Annotated in this window: 20 protein-coding genes and 1 pseudogene; 3 read left to right on the forward strand and 18 right to left on the reverse strand. The window is 40.0% G+C overall.

What is annotated here, in order from left to right; genetic code table 11:
• Positions 1-2: 2 nt before the first annotated feature.
• A complete protein-coding gene (locus OCV88_RS03790) occupies positions 3-1532 on the reverse strand; it encodes a fucose isomerase (protein ID WP_158424259.1) in 1530 nt (509 codons plus the stop codon).
• Between the two features lie 486 nt (positions 1533-2018).
• Here OCV88_RS03790 and OCV88_RS03795 point away from each other — a divergent pair, with 486 nt between their 5' ends.
• Positions 2019-3593, forward strand: coding sequence for a PucR family transcriptional regulator (locus OCV88_RS03795; protein WP_158424260.1), 1575 nt, complete (start codon positions 2019-2021; stop codon positions 3591-3593).
• A gap of 102 nt (positions 3594-3695) precedes the next feature.
• Here the strand turns inward: OCV88_RS03795 and OCV88_RS03800 are convergent, their stop codons facing one another.
• The 3 genes from OCV88_RS03800 to OCV88_RS03810 form a co-directional block, all read right to left on the reverse strand.
• Positions 3696-4271: an N-acetylmuramoyl-L-alanine amidase family protein gene (locus OCV88_RS03800; RefSeq protein ID WP_158424261.1), complete on the reverse strand. Its 576-nt coding sequence runs from the start codon at positions 4269-4271 to the stop codon at positions 3696-3698.
• A 92-nt stretch (positions 4272-4363) separates the two neighbouring features.
• On the reverse strand, positions 4364-4897 hold the full coding sequence (locus OCV88_RS03805; protein ID WP_158424262.1) for a methylated-DNA--[protein]-cysteine S-methyltransferase: 534 nt from the start codon (positions 4895-4897) through the stop codon (positions 4364-4366).
• Between the two features lie 183 nt (positions 4898-5080).
• The gene (locus OCV88_RS03810) at positions 5081-6409 is read right to left on the reverse strand and encodes an MFS transporter (protein ID WP_158424263.1); all 1329 of its coding nucleotides are present in this window, start codon (positions 6407-6409) and stop codon (positions 5081-5083) included.
• Between the two features lie 153 nt (positions 6410-6562).
• On the opposite strand from OCV88_RS03810, the gene OCV88_RS03815 reads away from it, so the two are divergent.
• Positions 6563-8017: a PucR family transcriptional regulator gene (locus tag OCV88_RS03815; RefSeq protein WP_158424264.1), complete on the forward strand. Its 1455-nt coding sequence runs from the start codon at positions 6563-6565 to the stop codon at positions 8015-8017.
• Between the two features lie 80 nt (positions 8018-8097).
• Here OCV88_RS03815 and OCV88_RS03820 read toward each other — a convergent pair whose 3' ends face one another.
• The 12 genes and pseudogenes from OCV88_RS03820 to sigK all read right to left on the reverse strand — a co-directional run bounded on the left by OCV88_RS03820 (position 8098) and on the right by sigK (position 20814).
• Positions 8098-9117: a virulence RhuM family protein gene (locus tag OCV88_RS03820; RefSeq protein WP_158424265.1), complete on the reverse strand. Its 1020-nt coding sequence runs from the start codon at positions 9115-9117 to the stop codon at positions 8098-8100.
• A 489-nt stretch (positions 9118-9606) separates the two neighbouring features.
• A pseudogene (locus OCV88_RS03825) lies at positions 9607-10007 on the reverse strand (ParA family protein); the annotation flags it as partial.
• A 166-nt stretch (positions 10008-10173) separates the two neighbouring features.
• Entirely contained in the window at positions 10174-10785 is a 612-nt protein-coding gene (locus OCV88_RS03830; RefSeq protein ID WP_158424268.1) for an AbiTii domain-containing protein, read from the reverse strand.
• A 13-nt stretch (positions 10786-10798) separates the two neighbouring features.
• Entirely contained in the window at positions 10799-11440 is a 642-nt protein-coding gene (locus tag OCV88_RS03835; protein WP_158424269.1) for a hypothetical protein, read from the reverse strand.
• A 366-nt stretch (positions 11441-11806) separates the two neighbouring features.
• Entirely contained in the window at positions 11807-12160 is a 354-nt protein-coding gene (locus OCV88_RS03840) for a hypothetical protein (protein WP_158424270.1), read from the reverse strand.
• 123 nt (positions 12161-12283) lie between these two features.
• Positions 12284-13213, reverse strand: coding sequence for a translation elongation factor Ts (gene tsf / locus OCV88_RS03845; protein ID WP_158424271.1), 930 nt, complete (start codon positions 13211-13213; stop codon positions 12284-12286).
• Positions 13214-13309: 96 nt separating this feature from the next.
• Positions 13310-14053 carry a 30S ribosomal protein S2 gene (rpsB, locus tag OCV88_RS03850; protein ID WP_158424421.1) on the reverse strand — a complete coding sequence of 248 codons (744 nt, stop codon included), beginning with the start codon at positions 14051-14053 and terminating at the stop codon, positions 13310-13312.
• A 308-nt stretch (positions 14054-14361) separates the two neighbouring features.
• Positions 14362-15147: a GTP-sensing pleiotropic transcriptional regulator CodY gene (codY, locus tag OCV88_RS03855; protein WP_158424272.1), complete on the reverse strand. Its 786-nt coding sequence runs from the start codon at positions 15145-15147 to the stop codon at positions 14362-14364.
• 136 nt (positions 15148-15283) lie between these two features.
• Positions 15284-17362 carry a type I DNA topoisomerase gene (gene topA, locus OCV88_RS03860; protein WP_158424273.1) on the reverse strand — a complete coding sequence of 693 codons (2079 nt, stop codon included), beginning with the start codon at positions 17360-17362 and terminating at the stop codon, positions 15284-15286.
• A gap of 26 nt (positions 17363-17388) precedes the next feature.
• On the reverse strand, positions 17389-18471 hold the full coding sequence (dprA, locus tag OCV88_RS03865; protein WP_262590669.1) for a DNA-processing protein DprA: 1083 nt from the start codon (positions 18469-18471) through the stop codon (positions 17389-17391).
• The gene (locus OCV88_RS03870; protein WP_158424275.1) at positions 18461-20008 is read right to left on the reverse strand and encodes a YifB family Mg chelatase-like AAA ATPase; all 1548 of its coding nucleotides are present in this window, start codon (positions 20006-20008) and stop codon (positions 18461-18463) included. Before OCV88_RS03870 ends, dprA begins: the two co-directional genes overlap by 11 nt.
• A 182-nt stretch (positions 20009-20190) precedes the next feature.
• A complete protein-coding gene (gene sigK / locus OCV88_RS03875; protein ID WP_158424276.1) occupies positions 20191-20814 on the reverse strand; it encodes an RNA polymerase sporulation sigma factor SigK in 624 nt (207 codons plus the stop codon).
• Positions 20815-20918: 104 nt separating this feature from the next.
• On the opposite strand from sigK, the gene OCV88_RS03880 reads away from it, so the two are divergent.
• Positions 20919-21806: an RluA family pseudouridine synthase gene (locus OCV88_RS03880; protein ID WP_158424277.1), complete on the forward strand. Its 888-nt coding sequence runs from the start codon at positions 20919-20921 to the stop codon at positions 21804-21806.
• Positions 21807-21825: 19 nt separating this feature from the next.
• Here the strand turns inward: OCV88_RS03880 and trpS are convergent, their stop codons facing one another.
• Both trpS and OCV88_RS03890 read right to left on the reverse strand, forming a co-directional pair.
• Positions 21826-22830, reverse strand: a complete 1005-nt coding sequence (gene trpS, locus OCV88_RS03885; protein ID WP_158424278.1) for a tryptophan--tRNA ligase — start codon at positions 22828-22830, stop codon at positions 21826-21828.
• A 75-nt stretch (positions 22831-22905) separates the two neighbouring features.
• On the reverse strand, positions 22906-23445 hold the full coding sequence (locus tag OCV88_RS03890) for a DUF5662 family protein (RefSeq protein ID WP_158424279.1): 540 nt from the start codon (positions 23443-23445) through the stop codon (positions 22906-22908).
• Between the last annotated feature and the right edge of the window lie 9 nt (positions 23446-23454).

Consider the following 23454-nt stretch of genomic DNA (forward strand, 5'->3'; position numbering starts at 1 on the left):
GATTATACTCTGACTACTTCAAGGCCAAGGCTCTCACCCAGCAATTCCAGTTCTTTTGCATAATCTCCATATACAAATGGAAGATGATTTCCAAACTGGCACTGTGCTTTGTAGAATTTCTCCTGATCTGCCACACGATAAACAACATATCCGTTACAGTTGTCCAGATCGTAATCGCCCCCTGCAACAATGGTTCCCTCTCCTACAAAGATCTTTGTGCAGTCCGGAGACAGGCGGCAGATTGTAATTTTTTCACCGGCATCTTTCTTAAAATCATAACGAAGAACAGCTCCAAATCCCTGATCATACGCAAAATGACGAACTCCGTAATGACCGTTTTCTCCATCAATGCCTTTGAATTTTCTGCTTGGTGTGGAATGTGCTGCGTGGTACAGATTGGTAAGATCTTCTACCCCTTCCAGATCTTCAATATGGAAACGTCTCATAGGACGGATTGTTCCGTTTTCATATACAAGTGGATTTGTATTTCCCATAAATGGTGCGCGGTTTGACACGGTAGATAAAATCAGCATGGTCAGCACGCCATCTACATCATATTCACACGCAGAAGGGATTCCCTGTTCATTTAAAAGAGAATGGGTCAGACAGAATGTAAATTTCTGCTCATTCATTCTTCTTGTGGAGCAGGTATCCGGACATGGAACGGTGAAGCCGCAGCAATCATGCAGATCCAGAAGTTTTTTCACTTCTACATATGCCCTGCAGGAATTAACCATCTGCTCACGGTCAATGTGCGTATCATCAGCACCTGCAAGAAGCTCATCTGCCAGTTTTTCAGCCTCTTTGATATCTTCTTCTGTAATATTAGGAGTATTCATTCTTCCCGGTGTTGTATAGTTTCCGCCTTCCGGTAATGGATTCATGTAATCCAGCAGTTCATGAAGATTCAGGAAACGGAAGTTTGTTCCAAACTTTTCAGTTGCTCTCTGCAGAGAAATAAATGTATCATTTGCACTCTTTGATACATTAGAATCAAAACGTACAGCAAGGAGTACATTCGCTTCCTTGAGTGCTTTTCTGATCCGGAGCACACGCAGATGCATTGCCACACTCTCCCAGGTCAGCGGTGCATAACATTCAAGTCCCAGCGCTTTGATGGCTGCAGTTACAGCAGTTAAATCACAGCAGGTTGCCGGATCCTGAATAATCGGTTTATGTGTGCGCTGTGCAAGCTCAATAACAAGACCGCTTCTTGCAATACCGCCGGACATTAAGAATAAGTCAATTTCTTCCTGATCTGTTGTCATAGCATCAAATGCCGCTTCCGGAATCATCCAGTCATCATGACATGGCAGGAAAACAGGCTCTAATAATTTTACCGCATCCGGCATATTTTTTTCTACAGTTTCAAAAAACTGCTGCTGCAGTTCCTGTGCTAATATCTGCTCATATTCCGGTGTCAGCGCCTCGCCTTTTGCAAAACGACACGGTCCCTCATAATAATACTGATGCTCCAGCCCAAGAAAAATCGGTTTTACATTTAATTTTGTGTCAATACCTCTGCGAATCATACATATTCTCCTTTTCATCTTTTTTGGGGGATTCCCTTTGATGGAAGGAGTATAACATTGCAGAAGAATGATGACATCGGAAAAAACTCTGATTTTAAGACTACAAGATTCATACATTATCTAAACGCAAAAGTTTCTCAGAAACAAATTTCATTTTTTCATTCTTCCAGCAAAATATTTCCTATTTTCCCTCTATGATTTCTGACGTTATTTTTCTTCGCCAGCACTGCACATTTTCTACAATAATTCTTTTTATCTTTCCTGTATTTTCAGTACCGCGTCGGCTGTTTTTACCTCCCATTGTTATAGTTTCCAAAAATATAACCAGCTTTTTAGAAATTATTACATATTTTTCGGGTTAAATTCCAAGCAGACTGATAGAAAATCATATATATTTATATATGTAACATTGTTTAATAAAAATAATTTTGTAACATTTTTAGAAATCTCTCAAATAAATACCTATTACAGAAAGAAGGCAGATATATGATACCTATTTCCGTATCTCTTAATATTATTCTACATGAACTTAAGATTCCCTGCGAGGAGCATACTGCCCCTCTGCAGTCTAATCCCGGATTTCAGGCTGTGGAACTATTGTCCACAGAAATGCAAAAAAACCCTTCTGTCCTATATATTGGCACTTTAAGCCAGGCATTAAGTCAGGCCGCACGTTCTCCTGACAGTTTCTTTCTGGCAATCCGCGACCGGTTTCCGGATCAGGAAGAGGAGCCATGCAGAAATCTTATCATTCTCCGGGCAAATATGGAGATCGCAGAATTATATAACCGGGTTATGCGTATTTTCCTTAAAATTCTGCACTGGAATTATGAAATGTCCTGCTCTGCTGCTGCCGCAAAAGGGCTTCAGGACCTGCTAAATCTCAGTGAAGATATTTTGGAAAATCATATTGATATTCAGGATTCCGCTTTTTCACTGCTGGCCTATACCAAAAATATTCCTATTGATGATGAAATTACAAACAGTCTTGTAGAAAAGGGATACCACGATACGAAAACCATCCGGCAATTTCAGGAACTCAGACGCATTGAAGAATTTCACAAGCAAAGCCAGGTTTACATTTCCAATGACCACAAACTGTGTAAATATTCCACCGTAAAACGCGTGCTGCATCTAAATAACAAAATTGTCCTTTATATTGTTATGCACTGTAACCACAGAGAAGTAGATGACGGGCTCATTGACCTGTTCCAGATGCTTGTATCCTATGCTTCCTGTTACGTACTGAAAAATTCTTCATATCCTGTTCATTTTCAGTCCTACTCTCAATATTTTGCAGATCTGCTGGACGGAAAAATAAAAAATAAGGATGAGGCGGTCTCCCGGGCAGCCGGCGCCGGTCTGTTATTTCAGGGATGTTTTCTCCTTGCCATTATTCAATTTGACGATATTTTTAATACACCGGTTGAAAACCTGACCATGCAGCTGCGCCAGCACCTGACCGCCTGTTATGTATTTTCCTATCAAAATCATATTATTCTCGTGTCACCAGTTCAGAAAAACTGTAAGGATTCCCACCGTCAGCTGCTAGATAATTTAAAACCATTGTTAACAGCCAAATGCCTGATTGGGATTTCCAACATATTTACAGATCTCTGGGAATTAAAAGGCGCTCACGAACAGGCCGGATGTGCCGTTGAATACGGCTTTCATGTCCGCAAAAAAAATGCGGATAATTCAGAAATGAACGCATTTACTTTTGAAGAGAGTTTCTTGACGCTTATTATTTCTAAAAGCTTTAACAGCTCCCCGGATCTGTTTCGCAGCTGCTTTATGACAAAAGCAATAGAAAAGCTAAAAAAAGACGATTCCATGAACAGCCACAATATGATACAGCTGTTATCCATTTATCTGGCTTCCGGCTGTAAAGCCACCAAAACCAGCGAGCTTCTTCATATGCACCGCAATACCGTTTTATATCATATAGAAAGAATAGAGCAGCTGCTTGGAATTTCTCTTTCAGATATGGAAGTCAGAACAAAACTGTATCTTGGTCTGGCTGCGGAAAATTCCGGTATGTCCGAATTTTTTCCTTTATAAAAAATGGGCTGTAAAAAAACTCCCCTAATCCTATAGAGTAAAAAAGCTGCGGATATTATGTTTTCAGATTTCCCTGTTTTCATAATATTCACAGCTTTTCTTTTATTCTGCCATTCCCAGCCCAAAGTATCTTAACATTCCCCGGTAAATACCGTCTGCAAAGGCATATTGTTTATCCATCAGAAGTTCCGCATCCTCAGGATTACTTAAGTACGCCAGCTCTACTAGTACAGATGGCATTGTGGTCCTTCGCAAAACATAAAGAGATGGGTTTGTTCTTACCCCATTGTCTCTTGTACCCACACGGGCCACAATCCCAAGAACAATATGCTGTGCCAGAAAATAAGCCTGGGTATAAGACTGATACACATAACATTCTGTTCCATTGATATTTGGATTTTCATTGGAATTAGCATGGATACTGATAAAGTAATCTGCCGGCCATGAATTGGCCATATATACTCTTTCTCTGAGACTGCTGGCATTGCTGGTCCCTAATATTTCTTCCGGACTGTTTCTAGAAAGCCTTACTTCAAATCTTCCGTCTCTTCTTAAAAGATCTGCCAGATATACTCCCACCTGATATGTGATATCCTGTTCACGCAGCCCAAATCCTTCTGCTCCCATATTATGCCCGGAAGGGTTATGCCCCTGATCTATAAATATTTTAATTGCCATTGCCGCTGGTTCTCCTGCTTCCTTACAGCTATAGTATGCCGCAGAAGGTAAATCTGTTCCCGGATTTTTTTATATCTTTTCATAAATAACCATTACAGAGCAGTTCCTTTTTTAGGAATAAAAAAGGACTTCATATCTGCTCCCTCCAAGGTCAGTAACTGAATTTTTTTATCTATCCCTCCTGCATATCCCGTAAGACTCCCATTAGAGCCTACCACCCGGTGGCAGGGCACTATAACAGAAATTTTATTATGCCCGACAGCACCGCCTGCCGCCTGGGCTGACATATGAGCACTTCCCTTTTTAGCCGCAATCTGCCTTGCAATATCCCCATATGTCATTGTCTTTCCATAAGGTATCCTGCAGAGAATTTTCCATACCTCATTTTGAAAATCCGTTCCTGTGAAATGAAGGGGAACCATAAAATCCGGCTCTTTTCCGGAAAAATAAATATCAAGCCACTGTTTTGCCTGATCAAACACTGGTATCTCTCTTTCCTCATGTTCTTTATCTAAATGAAGTGCAAAATACTTCTGCCCTTCAAACCACAATCCTGTTAAACCCACCGTATCTGCAGCCAGTAAAATATTTCCAAAGGGTGACTGATAATGACTGATATACTGCATATTGCTTCCTCCTATCACCTTATATATGTCATATGCTTTTTACTAAGTATACGGGACTTTCATTTAGAACACAAGAAAATACCGGATATCTAAAATACACGCAGTCTTAAGACTGCGCGTATAAGAGGAGTATCTTTGGTTTTTATGAGAAACCAGATACAGGGTAAGCAACATCATAACGGATTATTTTCTGTCACATAAAGTATCATCCAGTGTTTTTCCTGCTTTTTCTCTGTATTTGTCATCAATTTCTTTTACATGTTTTGCACTAAAAAGCAGAATAAGAATCAGACTTACCACTCCTGCAACTGCAATAGCAATAAAACATAAACGATAACCAACTGCTGTATACAAAAGAAATGCGATAACAGTTGGGGCAATGGCATTAAAAATATTTGCAATGGGATTTAAACAAGCAAATACGCTGGAAAAATCTTCTCGCCGCCAATACTGTGCCGCCGCTGAAACTGTAAAATTAGAAGACGCTCCCATAAATACAGCCAAAAGAATCATTGCAATCATCAAACATGCCGCATTTTGAATAATGCCAAATACACCGGATAACATCATAATCACAACGGCAATAGCAATTGCTTTCTTAGTGCCAAATCTAGTATCCAAAAGCCCCAGACTATAGCTTCCAATAATTCCAAATACCATAATCAGCGTCATAATCATTCCATAATTCAAAGATTCAAATTGTGCTACAATAGCTGCTGTCTGCGTCATCATACCAACAGAAAACATCAGCAGAAATCCACAGGTAACACTGATAAACCAGAAATCACGATTGGACAGTGTGTGACCGGTTGTCCAAACTGTTGTCTTCTTGTTTTCGATTTCTTCTTCCATTATTTTTTTGGCAATTTCTGGAGTAAAACTCCTGTCATTATCTCTATAAGCTCCGCATTGCTCCGGATAATCCTTTACAAATATCAAGCCTGCTACCCAGGTAAGGATACAGACAATTAAAAATGGTAAAAATGCAGAGGCAGGATTTGGAGCTCCTCCTTTAAATACATTTGCTGCAAAAATACTAATCATACCATTTCCAATAGGAAACAATAATGTCGTAATTCCCATGATAGTTCCCTTTCTTCTTGGAAACCACTGTCCTACAAGAATGCTGCAGGTAAATGTACAATACATATTTACACATACGCTTTCAATAAAATATGCCCCAATCCATACGGCACTGAAACCAAAGGGTACCGGATAAAATGCAATCACGCATCCCATTAACAATGAAACTGCACCAAAAAATATGGTCAGATTTTTCATATTTTTTATTTTACCGATAAATCTTGATAATATTAACTGCATAATAATCGCTACGAATGTACCGGCAGTAAATACCATAGGCACAAATTTAGCTCCACCATAAAAATCCGCAAGGATGTTCATGGGATAGTTGGTAAAGACGACCTGAGTAAAAAAAGCACCCGCTTGAAAAATAATAAGCATCCATCCATAAAAGCCGAATCCCATACTCTTTTTTTGTGTATTCTCCATCACAAATCCCCCTTTTATATTATGGATTTATTCTATTCTATTATAGTTGAACAATAAACAGCTAAAATGACAAATACTTTTTCATATAATAGCTTGTCTTATTGTTCATTTTGAACTAAGATAGTAACAAACTTTCATGGAAGGGGAAACTATATGAAATTAAGCATGTGGATTTTTGCAGACTGGCTGAAGGGTTATCATCCAAAGCTACAGATTCAATCTGGAAAAATGGAGATTGAAACCGTACGACTGTTCTCCCAAAACAACATTTCAAAAGACAACACACTCTACATTGGCAGACTCAGTGATTTTTTTCCAAACAACAGCGGCCATCATGTTGTATGCTCCAATAGAAATGATCTGATTATTCTTCCGGTTAATGATATAGCAGAAATTTTAAATGCTGTTATAGAAGCAATTGAATTTTATTCCAAATGGAATACCGATATCTTAAAGCTGTTATCTCATGGATGCCTGATCCCTGATCTCTTAAAACGAAGTGAAAAAATATTGAAAGAGCCTGTATTTGTACTGGATTCCGGTCAAAGACTTCTTGCCATTTCATCCTTATATCATGATCAGTATGTGGATCGTTACTGGCATGAACTTGCAGAATACGGAAGTACCAACATTGACTTTATCCTGAAATTTAATCAGCACTATGCCAAAAATCTTTTTCAAATCCGGGGCGTCTATCTTGTAAACGAAGATATTCTGCCGCACAAAACCTATTGTTATAATTTTTTCCTGAATAACGTCTGGGTTGGTGTCACTAATATACTAGTACAGGGAGAGAGTCTTTCTCAGGGGACACTTGATTTATTTACTGCCTTTTGTCATTACATTGACATGTGGTTTACCTCTTCTCCTCAACAGCAGTCTATGCTTTTTTTGGATTCTATGTTTCATTTTGCTCTTTCAAATCAAGAATGTGATTACGAAAATTTCAACCGGCATTTAAAGCTCCTAAACTGGCAGTTTGATGACCCCAAAATTTTGATTACTATGGTTAATACCTTTGAACAGTATAATATCCATACACATTTATGCCATACTATTAATGATCTGTTCCCATATGCCTACGCGCTCACCCATGATAGTTATGTATGCGTATTATGCAATCTAAATCAAAAAGAACTTTCTTTTATCTGCCAGGATATCATCCCCTGGCTGAAAAAAAGCAACTATTACGGATGCTACAGCAGTCCTTTTACAGATTTAAAATTATTGTCAGAACATTTTGAGCAGACAAAAATTGCCGCACAGTTTTCTCCCCAAAATATAGGGGAAATGTATCATACACAGGATTATATCATGAAATATGGATTTACTGTCATGAAGCAGCATGTCCAGACAACTCTTATCCATGCAGTAGTCACACAGCTAGAAGCCTATGATCTGGAACACCAAACAGAATTCAGTCATACCCTTCATATGTATCTGAAATATGAACGCAGTCAGTCACAAACTGCAAACGCGCTGAATCTGCACCGCAATACCCTAACCTACCGGCTAAAAAAACTGCGGGAGCTTATTTCCTGCTACCTTGACAATCCGGATACCCGTATGAACCTGCTGATTTCTTATGAGCTGCTAGATAACCTATGAAAAATTCAAGGGACTTATATTCTTTGCCTTCTCGTTTTTCATGGTGTTTTTCATATACAATGCGAAAGACAAATTAAAATTTATTTATCAAGTTCTTCAACTAACTTATCAAAATCACTTTGATACAATCCATCCTGTATTACCCTGTATTTTTCAAATTCGCTTTCTGCAAAAGCTTTCGCTACCGCTGCCGTAACCTTGCCTTTATCCTTTAAGATTTCCGCATCGTTAAACTGTAAAAATGCGTCTAATTTTGAAGCCCAGTCTTCCATAGTCATGAGAATATGTCTTCGCGCCTGTCTTGCAGCATAATCCAGATACATGGTAACGATTTCATTCAGTTCCTGCATTTCCGGTGCGGATAAATAATTTTTTGCAATTGATACATCTGTTTTTACAATCTTTCCATGTGGTGCATTACGCCACGAGGTGAGTCCCATATGTTCTTTTTGGTGATTTGCTCTTTGTACAATTACTTCAACCGCTGTATTTCCATGAACTGCAAAATGCATTTTGTTTTGAACGGCAGCAAAAAATTCTTTCGTTGTTACACTATCAACAGAATAATCTACTGCTGTTGCATATATATCGGTGATTTTTTGATAAAATCGACGCTCACTTGCACGAATTTCCTGAATTTCCGCAATTAAGTGTTCAAAGTAATCCTCATCAAAAATCTGTCCGTTAATTAGCCTGTTTTTATCAAGTACATATCCTTGTTTTGTGAATGTATCCAAAACTTTCGTCGCCCACTGTCTGAATTGTGTCGCTCTGCCAGAATTGACTCGGTACCCTACAGCAATAATTGCCGATAACGAATAGAATTTATATTGATATGTCTTACCGTTATCAGCAACTTGTGCAAAATTTGCACAAGTTGAATTTTCATCCAATTCCTTACTTTCAAAAATATTTTTCAGATGTTTTGTAACGACACTTCTATCTATATCGAATAATTCTCCAATTGCTTTCTGCGTCAGCCATACATCGCCGTCTTGTATTCTTACCTCAATGCCATCCTCTTTTGCGTCTTTTGTAAAAACAAGAAAATCCACCGTGCTGTTACGAATTTGGAGTTTCGTTTCTTCTTTTGCTTTCATCGGTAATCACCCCTTACATCGATTTTCTCTTTCATTTTACTGCACATATATGCTAAATTCAAACCTTTTAAACAGCTGGTAATGTAACACAACTGTTCGATAAAAACAGTATTTCTATGTACCGTATCTTTGTATTACATATAAATTATACCACAAAGATACACTTTGTCGCCTTTCTATTTCCCCCGCCTCCCGTGCAGTTTCAACGGCTGTATCCTCTTTCTCATCCAAGATTTCATTCCCCTTCTTATCTATATTCAAAAGAATATTCAGCTCATCGAGTCGCTTGGTTTTCTCATTCAGTTCGTCTTCATTTGCGACTTCTTTCGTCACCTCTGTCTTTGCTGTCTCATATTGTGCCAGCAGATTCTCATGCTGTTCTTCTGCCAGTTTTAATTTCTTTTCAATGTTTTCAAGGGCGTTATCAAGCCTTGTAATATTGCCGAACACATCGCTGCCAAGAACTGCTCTATGCCTTGTTTTATGCTTCATACAGTCAATCAGAATGTATTCATAGTCCTTCTTGATATCCTTCAGATAATTACGCAGCGTCAGTTCCCTGCTCATGGCATTTACAAGGTTCATCTCCATAGAAGACAGTTCCAGATTTGCGGGAATCAAGTCAACACCCTCCTTATGGTGTAAAACGCCTTCCCCTTTTTGAAGTTCTTCCTCCCGGATTACCTTTCTCATCAGATCCGCCAAGGTGGTATTCAATGATCCCCGTCTTTCCACCCAAGACAGGTAGTTAAATCTCCCTGCGGGTCTGCGTCGATGAGCAGGACTTTCTTTCCTTCTTTTGCAAGTCCAATTCCCAAGTTGACTGTGGTTGTGGTCTTTCCGACGCCGCCTTTTTGATTGGCAATTGCAATTACTTTGCAGTTTGACATCACGGTTTCCCTCCTTTCTGAAAAATTTAATAGCCATCTTCCCACAATGATTGTAAGAAATGACTATGTATAAAAAGGGCATGAAAAAAGCCGGATGATTTTCGTAGATTAAAAACCTTCCGGCTATGTACTGAACAATATCTTTTATCAAATATATAAAAACTATTTATTCTCCTTGCTTGACATCTATATCAGAAACTTCTGCATAAAAATTATTTGTATAATGATTAATAACTTGATTATTCTGAGCTTTTTCCTTCTCTACACCAGTAAACGTCATTCCTTCGCCCACTATTCCATTTTCTTCAAGAAGTAATGCCCAATCTAAAATCTTATTTCTTACTGTACTCATAATTCTATATAATTCACTTTTTGTAGAAAAAAAACGATACTTGGTTGGAATAGAATCTGTATTAGAGTTAAACCATTCTGTTAATGTTCCATTTATGGATAAACATACCGTTCCCTCACTAGAATTATATATATCTTGCAATTCAGAAATCGAAGTAGGTATTGGCATTTTGGAAACCAAATCTGTTATATCAGCAGATAAAACCATTGGTATCCATCCATGATAAGGATTCCATGCTTTTATTTCTCCCCCTATATTTCGATATTCTGGCACTTCCTGCTTATATCCATTCTGTTCCTGACTTATCCATTCTTCAAAATCTTTCAAATTAAGTTTTCTAGCTACTAGGTATGCCTTTCTCATCAAAGATTCTATAGATATACTTTCATCTAATGCCTCTTTTTGTAGTTCAATTACTATTCCCATATTTATTCACCGCCTATATTATCGAGCTAATAGCTGTAACAATACCTGATGCGATTATACTTCTTGCCACTCCAAGAGATATATTCTTAATTTCTGTCAATAATACTTTTATTTTACTTGGATTCTCTCTCTTTTGTAATAATTTTTCTATTTCTTCAATCTTATTTCTTAACTCTGACACATTCTCCCCATATTCTTCATCAAACATACTATCATACTTTTTAATTTGTCCTACAACTTCTTTTACTTTATCATAATTGAAATCTTGCATTATTGTCTGGTTTTGTGAAGAACTGTTTGTACCTTGTTGTATTTGTACTCCCCTTGCTTCTCCATAAAAGTTATTTGTATTGTTTACTATTCTTTTCTCTTCGCCCATTAGAGTTTCTCCTCTATTTCTAGCTAAATCCGTAACTTTCTCAATATCCATATTAATCAGATTTTCTGAAAAATTTATTTTTAAAATTATGTATTTTTCATTTATACCATTTTTCAACTTTCTTTCGATAAAATCACCTTCTTCAAAAGGTATATCAAAGGCTTGTGTTAATAATTTATTTACTGAGCTCTGCAAATTTACCCTAATATCATCATATATTTTTCCATTTACTTTTACCAAAGATACTGATTCTAAATCTCGTACCAATAATCTCATGATTTACCTCCACACTTTACTATTTTCTTTAACCCTATCTGCGTTACGAGTTTTCTCTGCAAAAAGTCACAAATTCATTTTGTCCATCTAGTGTTATCTAGTCCATCTGATTTCATTTCATCCGTAAAATATGGACGAATCAGCACTAAAAAGTACTGGATATTCCTCATTTTTATGCCTCGCACACTAGGAGACAAAATATTCTGTTGAATATTCTAATCTCTGCCCCAAAATAATTATAAAATATCTTTTTTTATCAAGCAATATACCACTTCCATAATTATGAAATATATTCTCATTAAAACTTCCTAAAAACAGATTGTCTATGTATCCAAAAGTAGTGTGGCTATGTATGATTCCCGCCTATTAAACGGGAATTTTCTCCTCTTCTGTTTCTAACCTCTTATCCTCAATCACGTCATAAAAATCAAAAATAAATTCTGACGCGAAAGATTCCTGAAGTTCTTCCGATTTTTCCAACTGTACGATCTCCTGCGGATATTCCATACCGGCAATTCCAAACAATCCCCTTATCATATGGAACGCCTCGCTGATTCTGTCTGCATCCACCAATGCAGTTATGGAGAAATAAATATCATCCATATCCTCAATCCTTTGACTGTTGGAAAATAGTTTGTTGATCAGGGGCAATGTATAGGTCCCGGAGATCAGATTTACAGTGCTTTTTACATCTTTGATCTTGTTGTCATCATTCTTCATTGACATTCCCTCTCTTTCTTTAACTCTGGCAAAAGCCATATATTTATAGAACGCAAAAAAGCCCTTGAAAACGCCCGTTTTACGGGATTTTCAAGGGCTTCAAGCACCTTTTCTTTTAGGAAATTACATTTCCATCTGTTTTGCAACTTCTTCTGCAAAGTTCTCTTCTTTTTTCTCAATACCTTCGCCTGTTTCAAAACGAACAAATCCTGTGATTTTTACAGCGGATCCTGCTTCTTTTGCAACCTGATCCAGGTATTTTGCTACAGTCTGTTTTCCGTCTTCTGCTTTTACATATACCTGCTCTAACAGACATACTTCTTTTAACTCCTTGTTGAGACGGCCGATAATCATTTTTTCAATGATATTGTCCGGTTTGTCCGGATTTTCGTTTTTAGCCTGTGCAAGAAGAATGGATTTCTCATGCTCTTTGTATTCTTCGCTTACATCTGCAGAAGAAACATATTTTGGATTTAAAGCTGCAACCTGCATTGCGATGTTTGTTAAAGCTTCTTTTACTGTATCATTAACTGTTTCTGTTTCAGCTTTTACTAATACGCCGATACGTCCGCCGCCATGGATATAGGAAACGATGCATCCGTTTTCTACGGTTTCTTTCTGGAATCTTCTGATGTTTAAGTTTTCACCGATCACAGCGATCTTCTCAACCAGAGCTTCTTTTACTGTTTTAGCTCCGTCTTCAATCCATGCTTCTGCCATGAAAGCATCCATGTCAGCTGCATCAGATTTAACAGCCTGAGCTGCTACAGATTCAACATATGCCTGGAATGTTTCATTTTTAGCAACGAAATCTGTCTCAGAATTAACTTCTACAATTGCTGCTGTATTTTCACCATCCATTGCAACACGAACAAGACCTTCTGCTGCAATACGTCCGGATTTTTTCTCTGCTTTTGCCTGGCCGTTTTTTCTTAAAAATTCTACTGCTTCTTCCATGTTGCCATTTGTTTCACCAAGAGCTTTTTTGCAGTCCATCATTCCTGCGCCAGTCATTTCTCTTAATTCTTTTACCATTGCTGCTGTAATTGCCATAACGATCTACCTCCGATTATTTTATCATGACATAGGACAGGCATGAAATTATGTCTGTCCTATAATTAGTTACTGTCGTCCGTCTGGTAACAAATTTTATTCTTCTACTGCAGCGTCTTCTGCTTCTTCATCAGCATAAGGAACATCTGCTTCGATGGTTCCCTGGTTTGCTTCAATAACAGCATCTGCCATTTTGGAAACGATTAATTTTACTGCTCTGATGGCATCATCATTTCCAGGAATTACATAATCAAGTTCTTCCGGATCACAGTTTGTATCTGCAATACCGATCAGTGGGATTCCCAGTGTATGAGCTTCCTGAACACAGATTCTTTCTTTCTTAGGATCTACAACAAAGATAGCGTCCGGAACTCTTCCCATATCTTTGATACCGCCAAGGTTTTTCTCTAATTTATCCCATTCTTTTTTCAGGTTGATAACTTCTTTTTTCGGAAGAACATCAAATGTTCCGTCTTCAGCCATTTTTTCAATTGCTTTTAATCTAGCAATACGGCTCTGAATTGTTTTGAAGTTTGTCAGCATTCCGCCTAACCATCTCTCATTTACATAGAACATGCCGCAGCGCTCTGCTTCTGCTTTAATTGCATCCTGAGCCTGTTTCTTAGTACCAACAAATAAGATGATACCGCCCTGTGCTGCAATATCAGCAACTGCATCATATGCTTCATCTACTTTCCCTACAGATTTCTGAAGGTCAATGATATAAATACCATTTCTCTCTGTGTAGATGTACGGAGCCATTTTAGGGTTCCATCTTCTTGTCTGATGTCCGAAATGTACACCAGCTTCTAATAACTGTTTCATTGAAATAACGCTCATTTTTTCTACCTCCATGGTTTGATCTTCCATATGCATCTCACCCTCCGGCTTACTCTAAAGCACCATGCCCGATAGTCCGCATATGTGTTTACTAATTTTTCAGACCGGGTCATTATACCACAGCCGAATACTTGTTTCAATAGTTTTTCCTTTAAAATACCGGAAAATCTTATCCAAAATCTTATCCATTCAGCCCCCTTGGCCAAACAGCTTCGAAAATTCAAGTCTTGCTCTCGCGAGACTTGGTGCGCGATTGGGATCAGCTTTGCTGACAATATTCTATTCCCAAGTGCTGCACATCTGATATGTTAAATATTATGGTTTTTTCTGATTTCCTCAATTTCTTCAAACACAACATCATTTAAAACTTTGATATAGGTGCCCTTCATTCCGGAAGAGCGCGATTCAATCACTCCGGCGCTCTCAAATTTCCGAAGGGCATTTACAATTACAGATCTGGTAATCCCCACACGGTCTGCAATCTTGCTTGCCACAAGCAGTCCTTCTCTTCCTTCCAGCTCGTCAAAAATATGAACAATGGCCTCAAGCTCTGAATAGGACAATGTATTGATGGCAGATTTAACAATCTGCTGCTTTCTGTTTTCTTCCTCGTTCTCCTCATTAACAGAACGAAGCATCTCAAGTCCCACAACAGTGGTACCGTATTCAGTTAAAATGATATCATCAATTTCAAACTGTTTTTCCAGCCGGTATACAAACAATGTTCCAAGTCTTTCTCCGGCGATTTCAATTGGCGATATAATTGCGGCGTAAGAACCAATATCTGTATTGGTAAATCCTAAGGTTTCCAAATTTACATTCTCTTTTGTTGATAAAATCTCCAAAAGACGTTCGTTTAAATAGGGATCTATATAGCCCCCTACTGTATCTGAAATCAACTCATGGATTTCCGGGACATCAGTCCTGCGGCTGATTCCAAGAATCTTGCCTTTTCTGCTGATCACCAGTATATTTGCTCCAAGAATCTCAGCAAGAACTCCGCAGATATCGTTAAACACAACCTTTGTAGAACTATTGTTGTGAAGCAGTTTGCCAATCTTTCTTGTTTTATCCAGTAGACGTACGCTGCTCATAATCTTCCTCCATAATTATCAAATGCATATTCTTTATCAGTGCCTGACTGTCTCAGACAAATAGTGCTAAAATCACGACACCGCTGTAATCTTAGCACTATTTTTCTGTAAATTCAATAAGTTGTTTGAAAATTCCTTAATTTTCTTCTTCCTTGGGTTTATCCATAACATAACCGCACTGCTCATCTGCGCAGACAATTTTATTTCCCTTTTCAACCATATAACCGCCGCAGTCCGGACATTTATCTTTATACGGCTTCTGCCAGGACATAAAATCACATTCCGGATTGTCAATACATCCGTAATACTTTCTTCCTTTTTTCGTCTTTTTCAGAATAACGTCCTTACCACATTTCGGGCAGGAAACACCGATTTTTTCATAATATGGTTTTGTATTCCGACAGTCAGGAAAGCCCGGGCAGGCAAGAAATCTGCCATGAGGTCCGTATTTGATCACCATATTTCTGCCGCACTCTTCACAGATGACATCTGTAACTTCATCTGCAATCTCGACTTTGGCAATTTCTTTCTCCGCAGTTTCAACAGCGCTCTCAAGATCCGGATAAAAATTGCTGATAATGGTTTTCCATTCAATACTTCCCTCCTCCACACTGTCCAGAAGAGATTCCATATTGGCAGTAAAATGTTCATCGACAATTACCGGAAATGCTTCTTTCATAATATGATTTACAACTTCTCCAAGCTCTGTCACATACAGATTTTTCTTTTCTTTTACAATATAACGTCTGCCAAGGAGCGTGGTAATTGTAGGAGCATAAGTACTTGGACGCCCGATTCCCAGCTCTTCCAGGGATTTTACAAGAGAGGCTTCTGTATAATGAGCCGGCGGCTGGGTAAAATGCTGTTTTGGGTCTGTCTCAAGGCAGGTCAGCACAGAATCTTCATCCAGCGATTTTGCTAAAAATGTGCTCTCCGCCTTTTCTTCATCCAGACTGTACACCGACATATAGCCCTGGAATTTAATTTTAGATGCAGATACCTGGAACCGGTAAATCCCGGCTCCGATTTTTACGGATATCGTCTCGTATTGGGCCGGAAGCATACGGCTGGCTGTAAAACGGTTCCAGATCAGCTGATACAGCCGGAACTGATCTCTTGTGAGAGATTCTTTTACTTTTACCGGCGTCCGTTCAATATCGGTGGGACGGATGGCCTCATGTGCATCCTGAATTTTATTATTGTTTTTTTTGGTCCCGGCATCCTTCGCGGCATACTCAGGTCCATAATTTTCAGAAATATAAGCGCCCGCCAGTGCTTCTGCTTCTTCTGAAATCCGGACGGAGTCCGTACGAAGATACGTAATCAGACCAACAGTGCCATTTCCTTTAATATCAATACCTTCGTACAGCTGCTGAGCCAGACGCATGGTTTTTTGTGTAGAAAAATTCAAATGCTTGCTGGCTTCCTGCTGCAGAGTACTGGTGGTAAAAGGCAGCGGAGCTTTTTTTGTACGCTCCCCCCGCTTAACACTTAGGACTTTGTAATGAGCGCCTTCTAGATGGTCCAGAATCTCTTTTAATTCTTTTTCAGAATGAATGACAATTTTCCCGTTTTCATCTCCGTAAAATTTTGCCGTTAAAGGCTTTTTCTCACCTTCTACTTTAAGCACAGCATCCAGTGACCAGTATTCTTCCGGAATAAATGCGTTAATCTCCTCTTCCCGGTCACAGATAATGCGCAGCGCTACAGACTGAACGCGCCCTGCACTTAACCCCCGTTTTACTTTTGCCCATAAAACCGGGCTGATCCGGTATCCTACCATACGGTCTAATACTCTTCGGGCCTGCTGGGCATCCACAAGATGCATATCAATATCTCTTGGCTGTTTTAAAGATGCCTTTACCGCATTCTTTGTGATCTCATTAAATGTAATTCTGTGAATATCTTTATCTTCCAGCTTTAATGCTTTGGACAAATGCCAGGAAATAGCTTCACCTTCACGATCGGGGTCAGTTGCCAGAAATACTTTATCTGCCTTTTTTACTTCTTTTCGTAAATTTGCAAGAATATCTCCTTTTCCCCGGATTGTTATATACTTTGGCTCATAACCATGCTCCACGTCAATGCCCAGCTGGCTTTTGGGCATATCCCGCACATGCCCGTTGGATGCAGCTACTTCATAATTTTTACCTAAAAATTTCTTTATTGTTTTCACCTTGGCAGGTGATTCCACGATTACCAGATATTTAGCCATATATACCCCTTTTAATCAGCTTTTTATCAATAACTTCTTCTGCTGAAATAATTTTTATAACATTCTCTCACCAGTCCTTTTTTTTGAAGACGGTACAAAAGATTTAAAACCTGAACCATAGATAAACCTGTTTCTTCTATAATAATATCTAAAAATTTTGGTTCCAAATCCAGACAACTATACAACAACTGTTCCTCTTTTTCAAGTCCCAATTGCGGGTGTTTCTGAATATTCATACTTTTTTCAAGTTTTAAATTGCAGTCTTCTAAAAACAGATCAAGGTCATACAAAATCCCCGCACCCTGGTAAATTAAACGGTTTGTTCCCTCACTTTCCGGGTCGCAGCACCTGCCCGGAACAGCAAATATTTCTTTCCCCTGCTCCAGGGCAAAATCTGCAGTAATCAAAGACCCGCTGCGTTTTCTAGCTTCCACTACAATCACTATATCTGCCAGACCACTGATAATTCTGTTTCTTGCAGGGAAAAATGCCGGAAGGGGATGCATGCCGGGTAAATACTCTGATATCATACCACCATCTGATGCAAGAATATTCTGGTAAAGATTTCCTGCACTTTTGGGATAACACACATCCGGACCGCAGCCAAGCACAGCAAAGGTCTTTCCACCGCCTTTTAATGCACCCCAATGTCCGGCACTGTCAATGCCAAGAGCAAGGCCGCTTAACACCGGGACTTGATTTTCTGCCAGTGCTCTGCCGATTTTTTCGGCGGTAATCCTTCCATATTCAGAACACTTTCTTGCTCCAACAATAGCGGCCATCACCTGGTTTTTCGGAAGTTTGCCTTTATAGAACAAAGCATAGGGAGGATTTTGTATCCGCTTTAATTTTTCCGGATAGCCGGCGTCTCTGATGGTCACAAAGGATATATTCTTATTTTTCAGCTCCATATCATCATACAAATACGCCTCCTTTGTTCTGGCGTTTGTAAAAACATCCATTTCTATCTCAAAAAAGGAGCAAAACATCAACAGCTCTTTTTCATTCATATGATAGATTTCCTCCGGAGAATACCCGGAATTTATGATCTCACATTTTTTTGCTCCGGACAGTTCCACAACAGATGCAAACCAGTACTTATAATTCATCCTGCCCCTCCCAGTATTTTCTTTTGGCCATACGGAAGGCGGAAGCTTCCGTGGCATGGCACATCTGAATCTTCTCACTTCCCTCCAGGTCAGCAATGGTTCTGGCAGTTCTTAACAGTTTATAATAACCTCTGGCAGAAAAGGATTCACGGCCGGACAGTTCTTCTAGATATGCTTGGGTCTCTGCATTTACTTCACACCAGCACTCCATATCTTTTGAAGGTATCTGAGAATTAAAGCTGTAATCTTTCTTTAAAAATCTCTGCCGCTGTATCTCATGGGCAGCCTGTACACGCCTGCGGATCTGTTCTGAGGACTCTCCGGGTTTCTGACGGAAAAGCTCTGAGGCCGGAATGCTTTTTGTTTCCACTGTCATATCAATTCTGTCCAGTATTGGCCTTGATATTTTACTGAGATAGCGGCGCACCGAAGAGGGCGTGCACCTGCACTTTTTAAGATCCGGATAATAACCGCATCTGCAGGGATTCATAGCTGCAAGCAGTAAAAAATCACAGGGGTACTCATAAGTTCCCTCCAGTCTGGCAATCCGGATTTTTTTATCTTCCAGAGGCTGACGCAAAAGCTCTATCACCGGTCTTGGAAACTCCGGAAATTCATCTAAAAACAGCACCCCTTTATGCGCCAGGCTGACGGCCCCGGGTACCGGATAACGGCCGCCTCCGCACATGCCCTGTGCAGTAATGGTGTGATGAGGCGCCTGAAAGGGTCTCTGAATCTGAAATACATCATCTTCCTGCAGTACCTGAAACTTTCCGCTGACACTATATACCTGGGCCAGGGAAAGCATCTCTTCCTTTGTCATATTGGGCAGGATCGTAGGCAGTCTTTTTGCCGCCATAGTTTTTCCTGATCCCGGAGGGCCGATCATTAAAAGATTATGCATACCCGCAGCCGCTATTTCACAGGCCCGCTTTACCATTCTCTGCCCTCTGATTTCAGAATAGTCTTCTCTGTACTCTGCCTGCTTTTGTGTGGTCCGCACCCTGCAGGCAGATTTTTCCGGATTCTGGCTTTTGCAGATACGAATAAAATCTTCTACAGAAGCAACCGGAATCACGACCACACCATCCAGTACAGATGCCTCCTGCAGATTGCTCTCCGGCACAAACATCAGGGGAATCTGATGGTCTCTGGCAAGAACTGCTGCCGGCAGCATCCCGCGGACAGGCAGCACTTCCCCGTTTAACCCTACCTCCCCAAAGATCAGTGACCGCTTAAGGATTCCCTCCGGAATTTCATTCATTGCCCGCAAAATGGCTGCTGCCACGGCCAGATCAAACCAGGAGCCGGATTTTCTGAGATCTCCCGGCATAAAATTAATGGTAATTCTTCTTGGAGGCAGCAATATGCCGCTGTTTTTTAACGCAATCCGCACCCGCTCTTTCGCTTCTTTTACTTCTGATGCAAGAAAACCAACCATCTCAAAAGAAGGCATTCCCGGCGAAATATCCGCTTCCACCTGGATTAAAATGCCTTCCACTCCGCGCAGCACTGCGCTTTTTACAATACTGTACATATATTTATATTTCGTATGGAATAAATAAGCGATCTGCTCTTTACAAAGAATCCCCTTTCCGGGAACAAAAGATAAAAAGACAAAACTATGATATCACATGTTTTGCCTTTTTTCCAGAAATATGAAATTGTCACATGAAACCGGAAAGTTAAGAATCTGTCCTCGAAACTTTACCTTCCGGTCTATTTTGATAATTCGGCTTTTAATTTTTCTAGAGCCTTTTTCTCAATGCGGCTTACATAGGAACGTGAGATTCCCAGAACTTCTGAAATCTCACGCTGTGTTAATGGTCTGCAATTGTATAATCCATAACGTCTGCAGATAATATAGCGTTCTCTTTCTGACAAAATGTCCGGAACCAGCTGATACAGTTTTGCCACATTTTTCCGCAGCTCCACCGCCTCCGGCAGTTCCGGCGCATCACTCTCCACTACATCCATTAATTTTATCTGATTTCCTTCTTTGTCTGTACCAATGGGTTCATATAACGACACTTCCCTGGAAACTTTTTTTCTTCCCCTAAAATACATCAGCAATTCATTTTCAATACATCTGGCTGCATAAGTCCCTATCCGGTTCCCCTTTTTTCCGTTATAGGTGTTTACAGCCTTAATCAACCCAATCGTCCCAATGGAAATCAGCTCTTCCATGTCCTCTTCCGCATTCTGGTACTTTTTCGCAATATGTGCCACAAGACGCATATTGCGTTCAATCAGGATTTCTCTTGCATTACAGTCTCCCTGTTCTAACAGGGCCAGATAATACTTTTCTTCTTCCGCATCCAATGGCATCAGAAATGTTTTCAAAAAGCACCTCTTTTTTGGCGGAACTTATTATATTCTATGTTTCGGCCATGTTGTCTGTGCTTTTCCCATTCATATTCTTGAAAAAATGTGCTATACTGGCTGACATGAAACGTATATTTGAATATCATATGACCAAAAAAGAAAACGGCTCCACTATATTGGAATTTTTAAAGGCAAAGGGCTATTCTCACAGCGTTATGGTACATCTGAAAAAAACCCCGGAAGGGATTTTAAAAAACGGCTCCTGGAGTTATGTATCAGAAAAGCTGCAGGCAGATGATACACTGACCATCCGCCTGCTGGAGGATACAGGTTCTGAAAAAATTGTTCCCAATGATAAGCTGCCCTTCCCTGTTATTTACGAAGATGAAGATATCTTAGTGATAAACAAACCTGCAGGTATGCCCATTCATCCTTCCATGAATAATTATGACAACACCCTGGCAAATGCTGCTGCCGCCTATTTTGCCAGGCAGAACACCCCTTATGTCTACCGCTGTATTAACCGGCTGGACAGGGATACCAGCGGTCTGACTATACTGGCCAGACATATGCTTTCCGGGGCCATCCTGGCCCGGCATTCCGGCCTCAGTGAGATTTCCAGAGAATATACCGCTATCGTTGCAGGATGCCCGCCTTTGCAGGGCACAGTAAATGCTCCTATTGCAAGGACTTCTGATTCGGCCATTGCACGCTGTGTAGATACCAGGCTCGGAGTCTCTGCCATCACCCACTACAGACGGCTTCTTTATAACAGCCAAAAAGATCTGTCCTTAATCCGTCTGAAATTAGAAACCGGACGTACACACCAGATCCGGGTTCATATGAAATATGCAGGCTATCCCCTGATCGGTGATTTTTTATATCATCCGGATTACCGGTACATAGAAAGACAGGCGCTCCATTCGTCGCACCTGTCCTTTATTCATCCCATAACGGGAAAGCTTATGCAGTTTGAAGCCCCTCTGCCTGAAGATATGCAGCTCCTTTAGCAGCCTGGGTATATTACACTTAACGTACTCTTTCCGGGAATCCTACCTTCTTTTGAACTTTCCGAAGTGTTTTCGTGGCATAATAATTGGCTTTTTCGGCATTTTCTTTTATAATCCCGTCAATATAAGCCTTATCTTTGGAAAGTTCTGCAAAACGGTCCTGAACCGGTTTTAAGACCGATACAACGGCTTCCCCTACTGCCATTTTCAGTTCACCGTAACCTCTGCCGTCAAATTCTTTCACCGCCTGCTCCGGTGTTAAGCCATTACATGCACAGTAAATATCCAGCAGATTTTTAATACCGGGCTGCTCTTCCCGGTAACAGATGCAGCCTTCGGAATCTGTTACCGCACGTTTAAATTTCCGCATTACCGTGTCCGGATCGTCCATGAGATAAACGCTGGCATTGGGATTCTCGTCTGATTTTGACATTTTCTTATCGGGATTTTGAAGGCTCATAATCTTGGCTCCAGATTTCCCGATATAGGCTTCCGGAATCGTAAACACATCCCCGTAAATACCGTTAAAACGCTGTGCAATATCTCTTGTAATTTCAAGATGCTGCATCTGGTCAATGCCTACCGGAACTACATCTGCCTGATACAGCAAAATATCAGCCGCCATCAAAACCGGATAAGTAAACAGACCCGCATTTATGTTGTCCGCATGTTTTGCAGACTTATCTTTAAACTGTGTCATTCGGTTTAACTCACCCATATAAGTAAAACAATTTAATATCCAGGAAAGCTCTGCATGTCCGGAAACATGAGACTGATAGTAAATACAGTTTTTCTCCGGATTAAGCCCAGCCGCAATATATAAAGTCAGAAGATTTCTTGCGCGTTTTCTTAACTCCGCAGGATTCTGCCTTACTGTAATAGAATGCAGATCTACCACACTGTAAAAGCATTCATACTCGTCGCTGAGCGTTACCCAGTTCTTTAAAGCTCCCAGATAATTCCCAAGCGTCAGTGTTCCTGTGGCCTGCATTCCGCTGAACAAAACTTTTTTATCGTTGATCATATGTGTAACCCTCTCTTTTTCAAAGCTTGTTTTAGTTTATCACTCTAAATTACAGAAGTCAATGAAACCACCGTTTTACTGCTGTTTCTTTGAGAGAACCTCCTGTCTGATATAGGCAAAGGTTTTCTCTTCCCCCTCTTCGGCCAGCATATGAAGAAGCCGCTCTAAAAGCTGTCTTACTTCCGGATGCAGGATATGCTGATCCTTTCCCCATTCATAATATTCCAAAGCGCTTCTGTCTGTGTATTTTTCCTTCTGATAATTTTTAGAGGCCGCTACCCGGTCAATAAACATTTCTACCACATACCGGTTTGGCATCCGCATTCCTGTCATGCCATGCTCCGGCGGAAGGGCATAATCAATCCAGTATTCCAGATGATGTTTGTTGCGCCCTTTGTGATGCAGCCAGGCAGAGGAATATCCTTTTTCTTTCCGCTCCTCATTATTGGGACTTTTATCTCCCTGATAATAGCGGCAGCCAACAAAAAATTCAGCCGGTGAATATTTGGACAGGTCATGAAGCAGCCCCTGTCTGTACAGCCCCACTTTAAAACAGCCCTTCATAACCAGCCATTTATGATGTGTAATTGTGCGAAAATGCTTCCATATTTTCATATCAAACTC

Origin of the sequence: Brotonthovivens ammoniilytica (genome assembly GCF_025566885.1) — a bacterium.
Taxonomy (GTDB): domain Bacteria; phylum Bacillota; class Clostridia; order Lachnospirales; family Lachnospiraceae; genus Brotonthovivens; species Brotonthovivens ammoniilytica.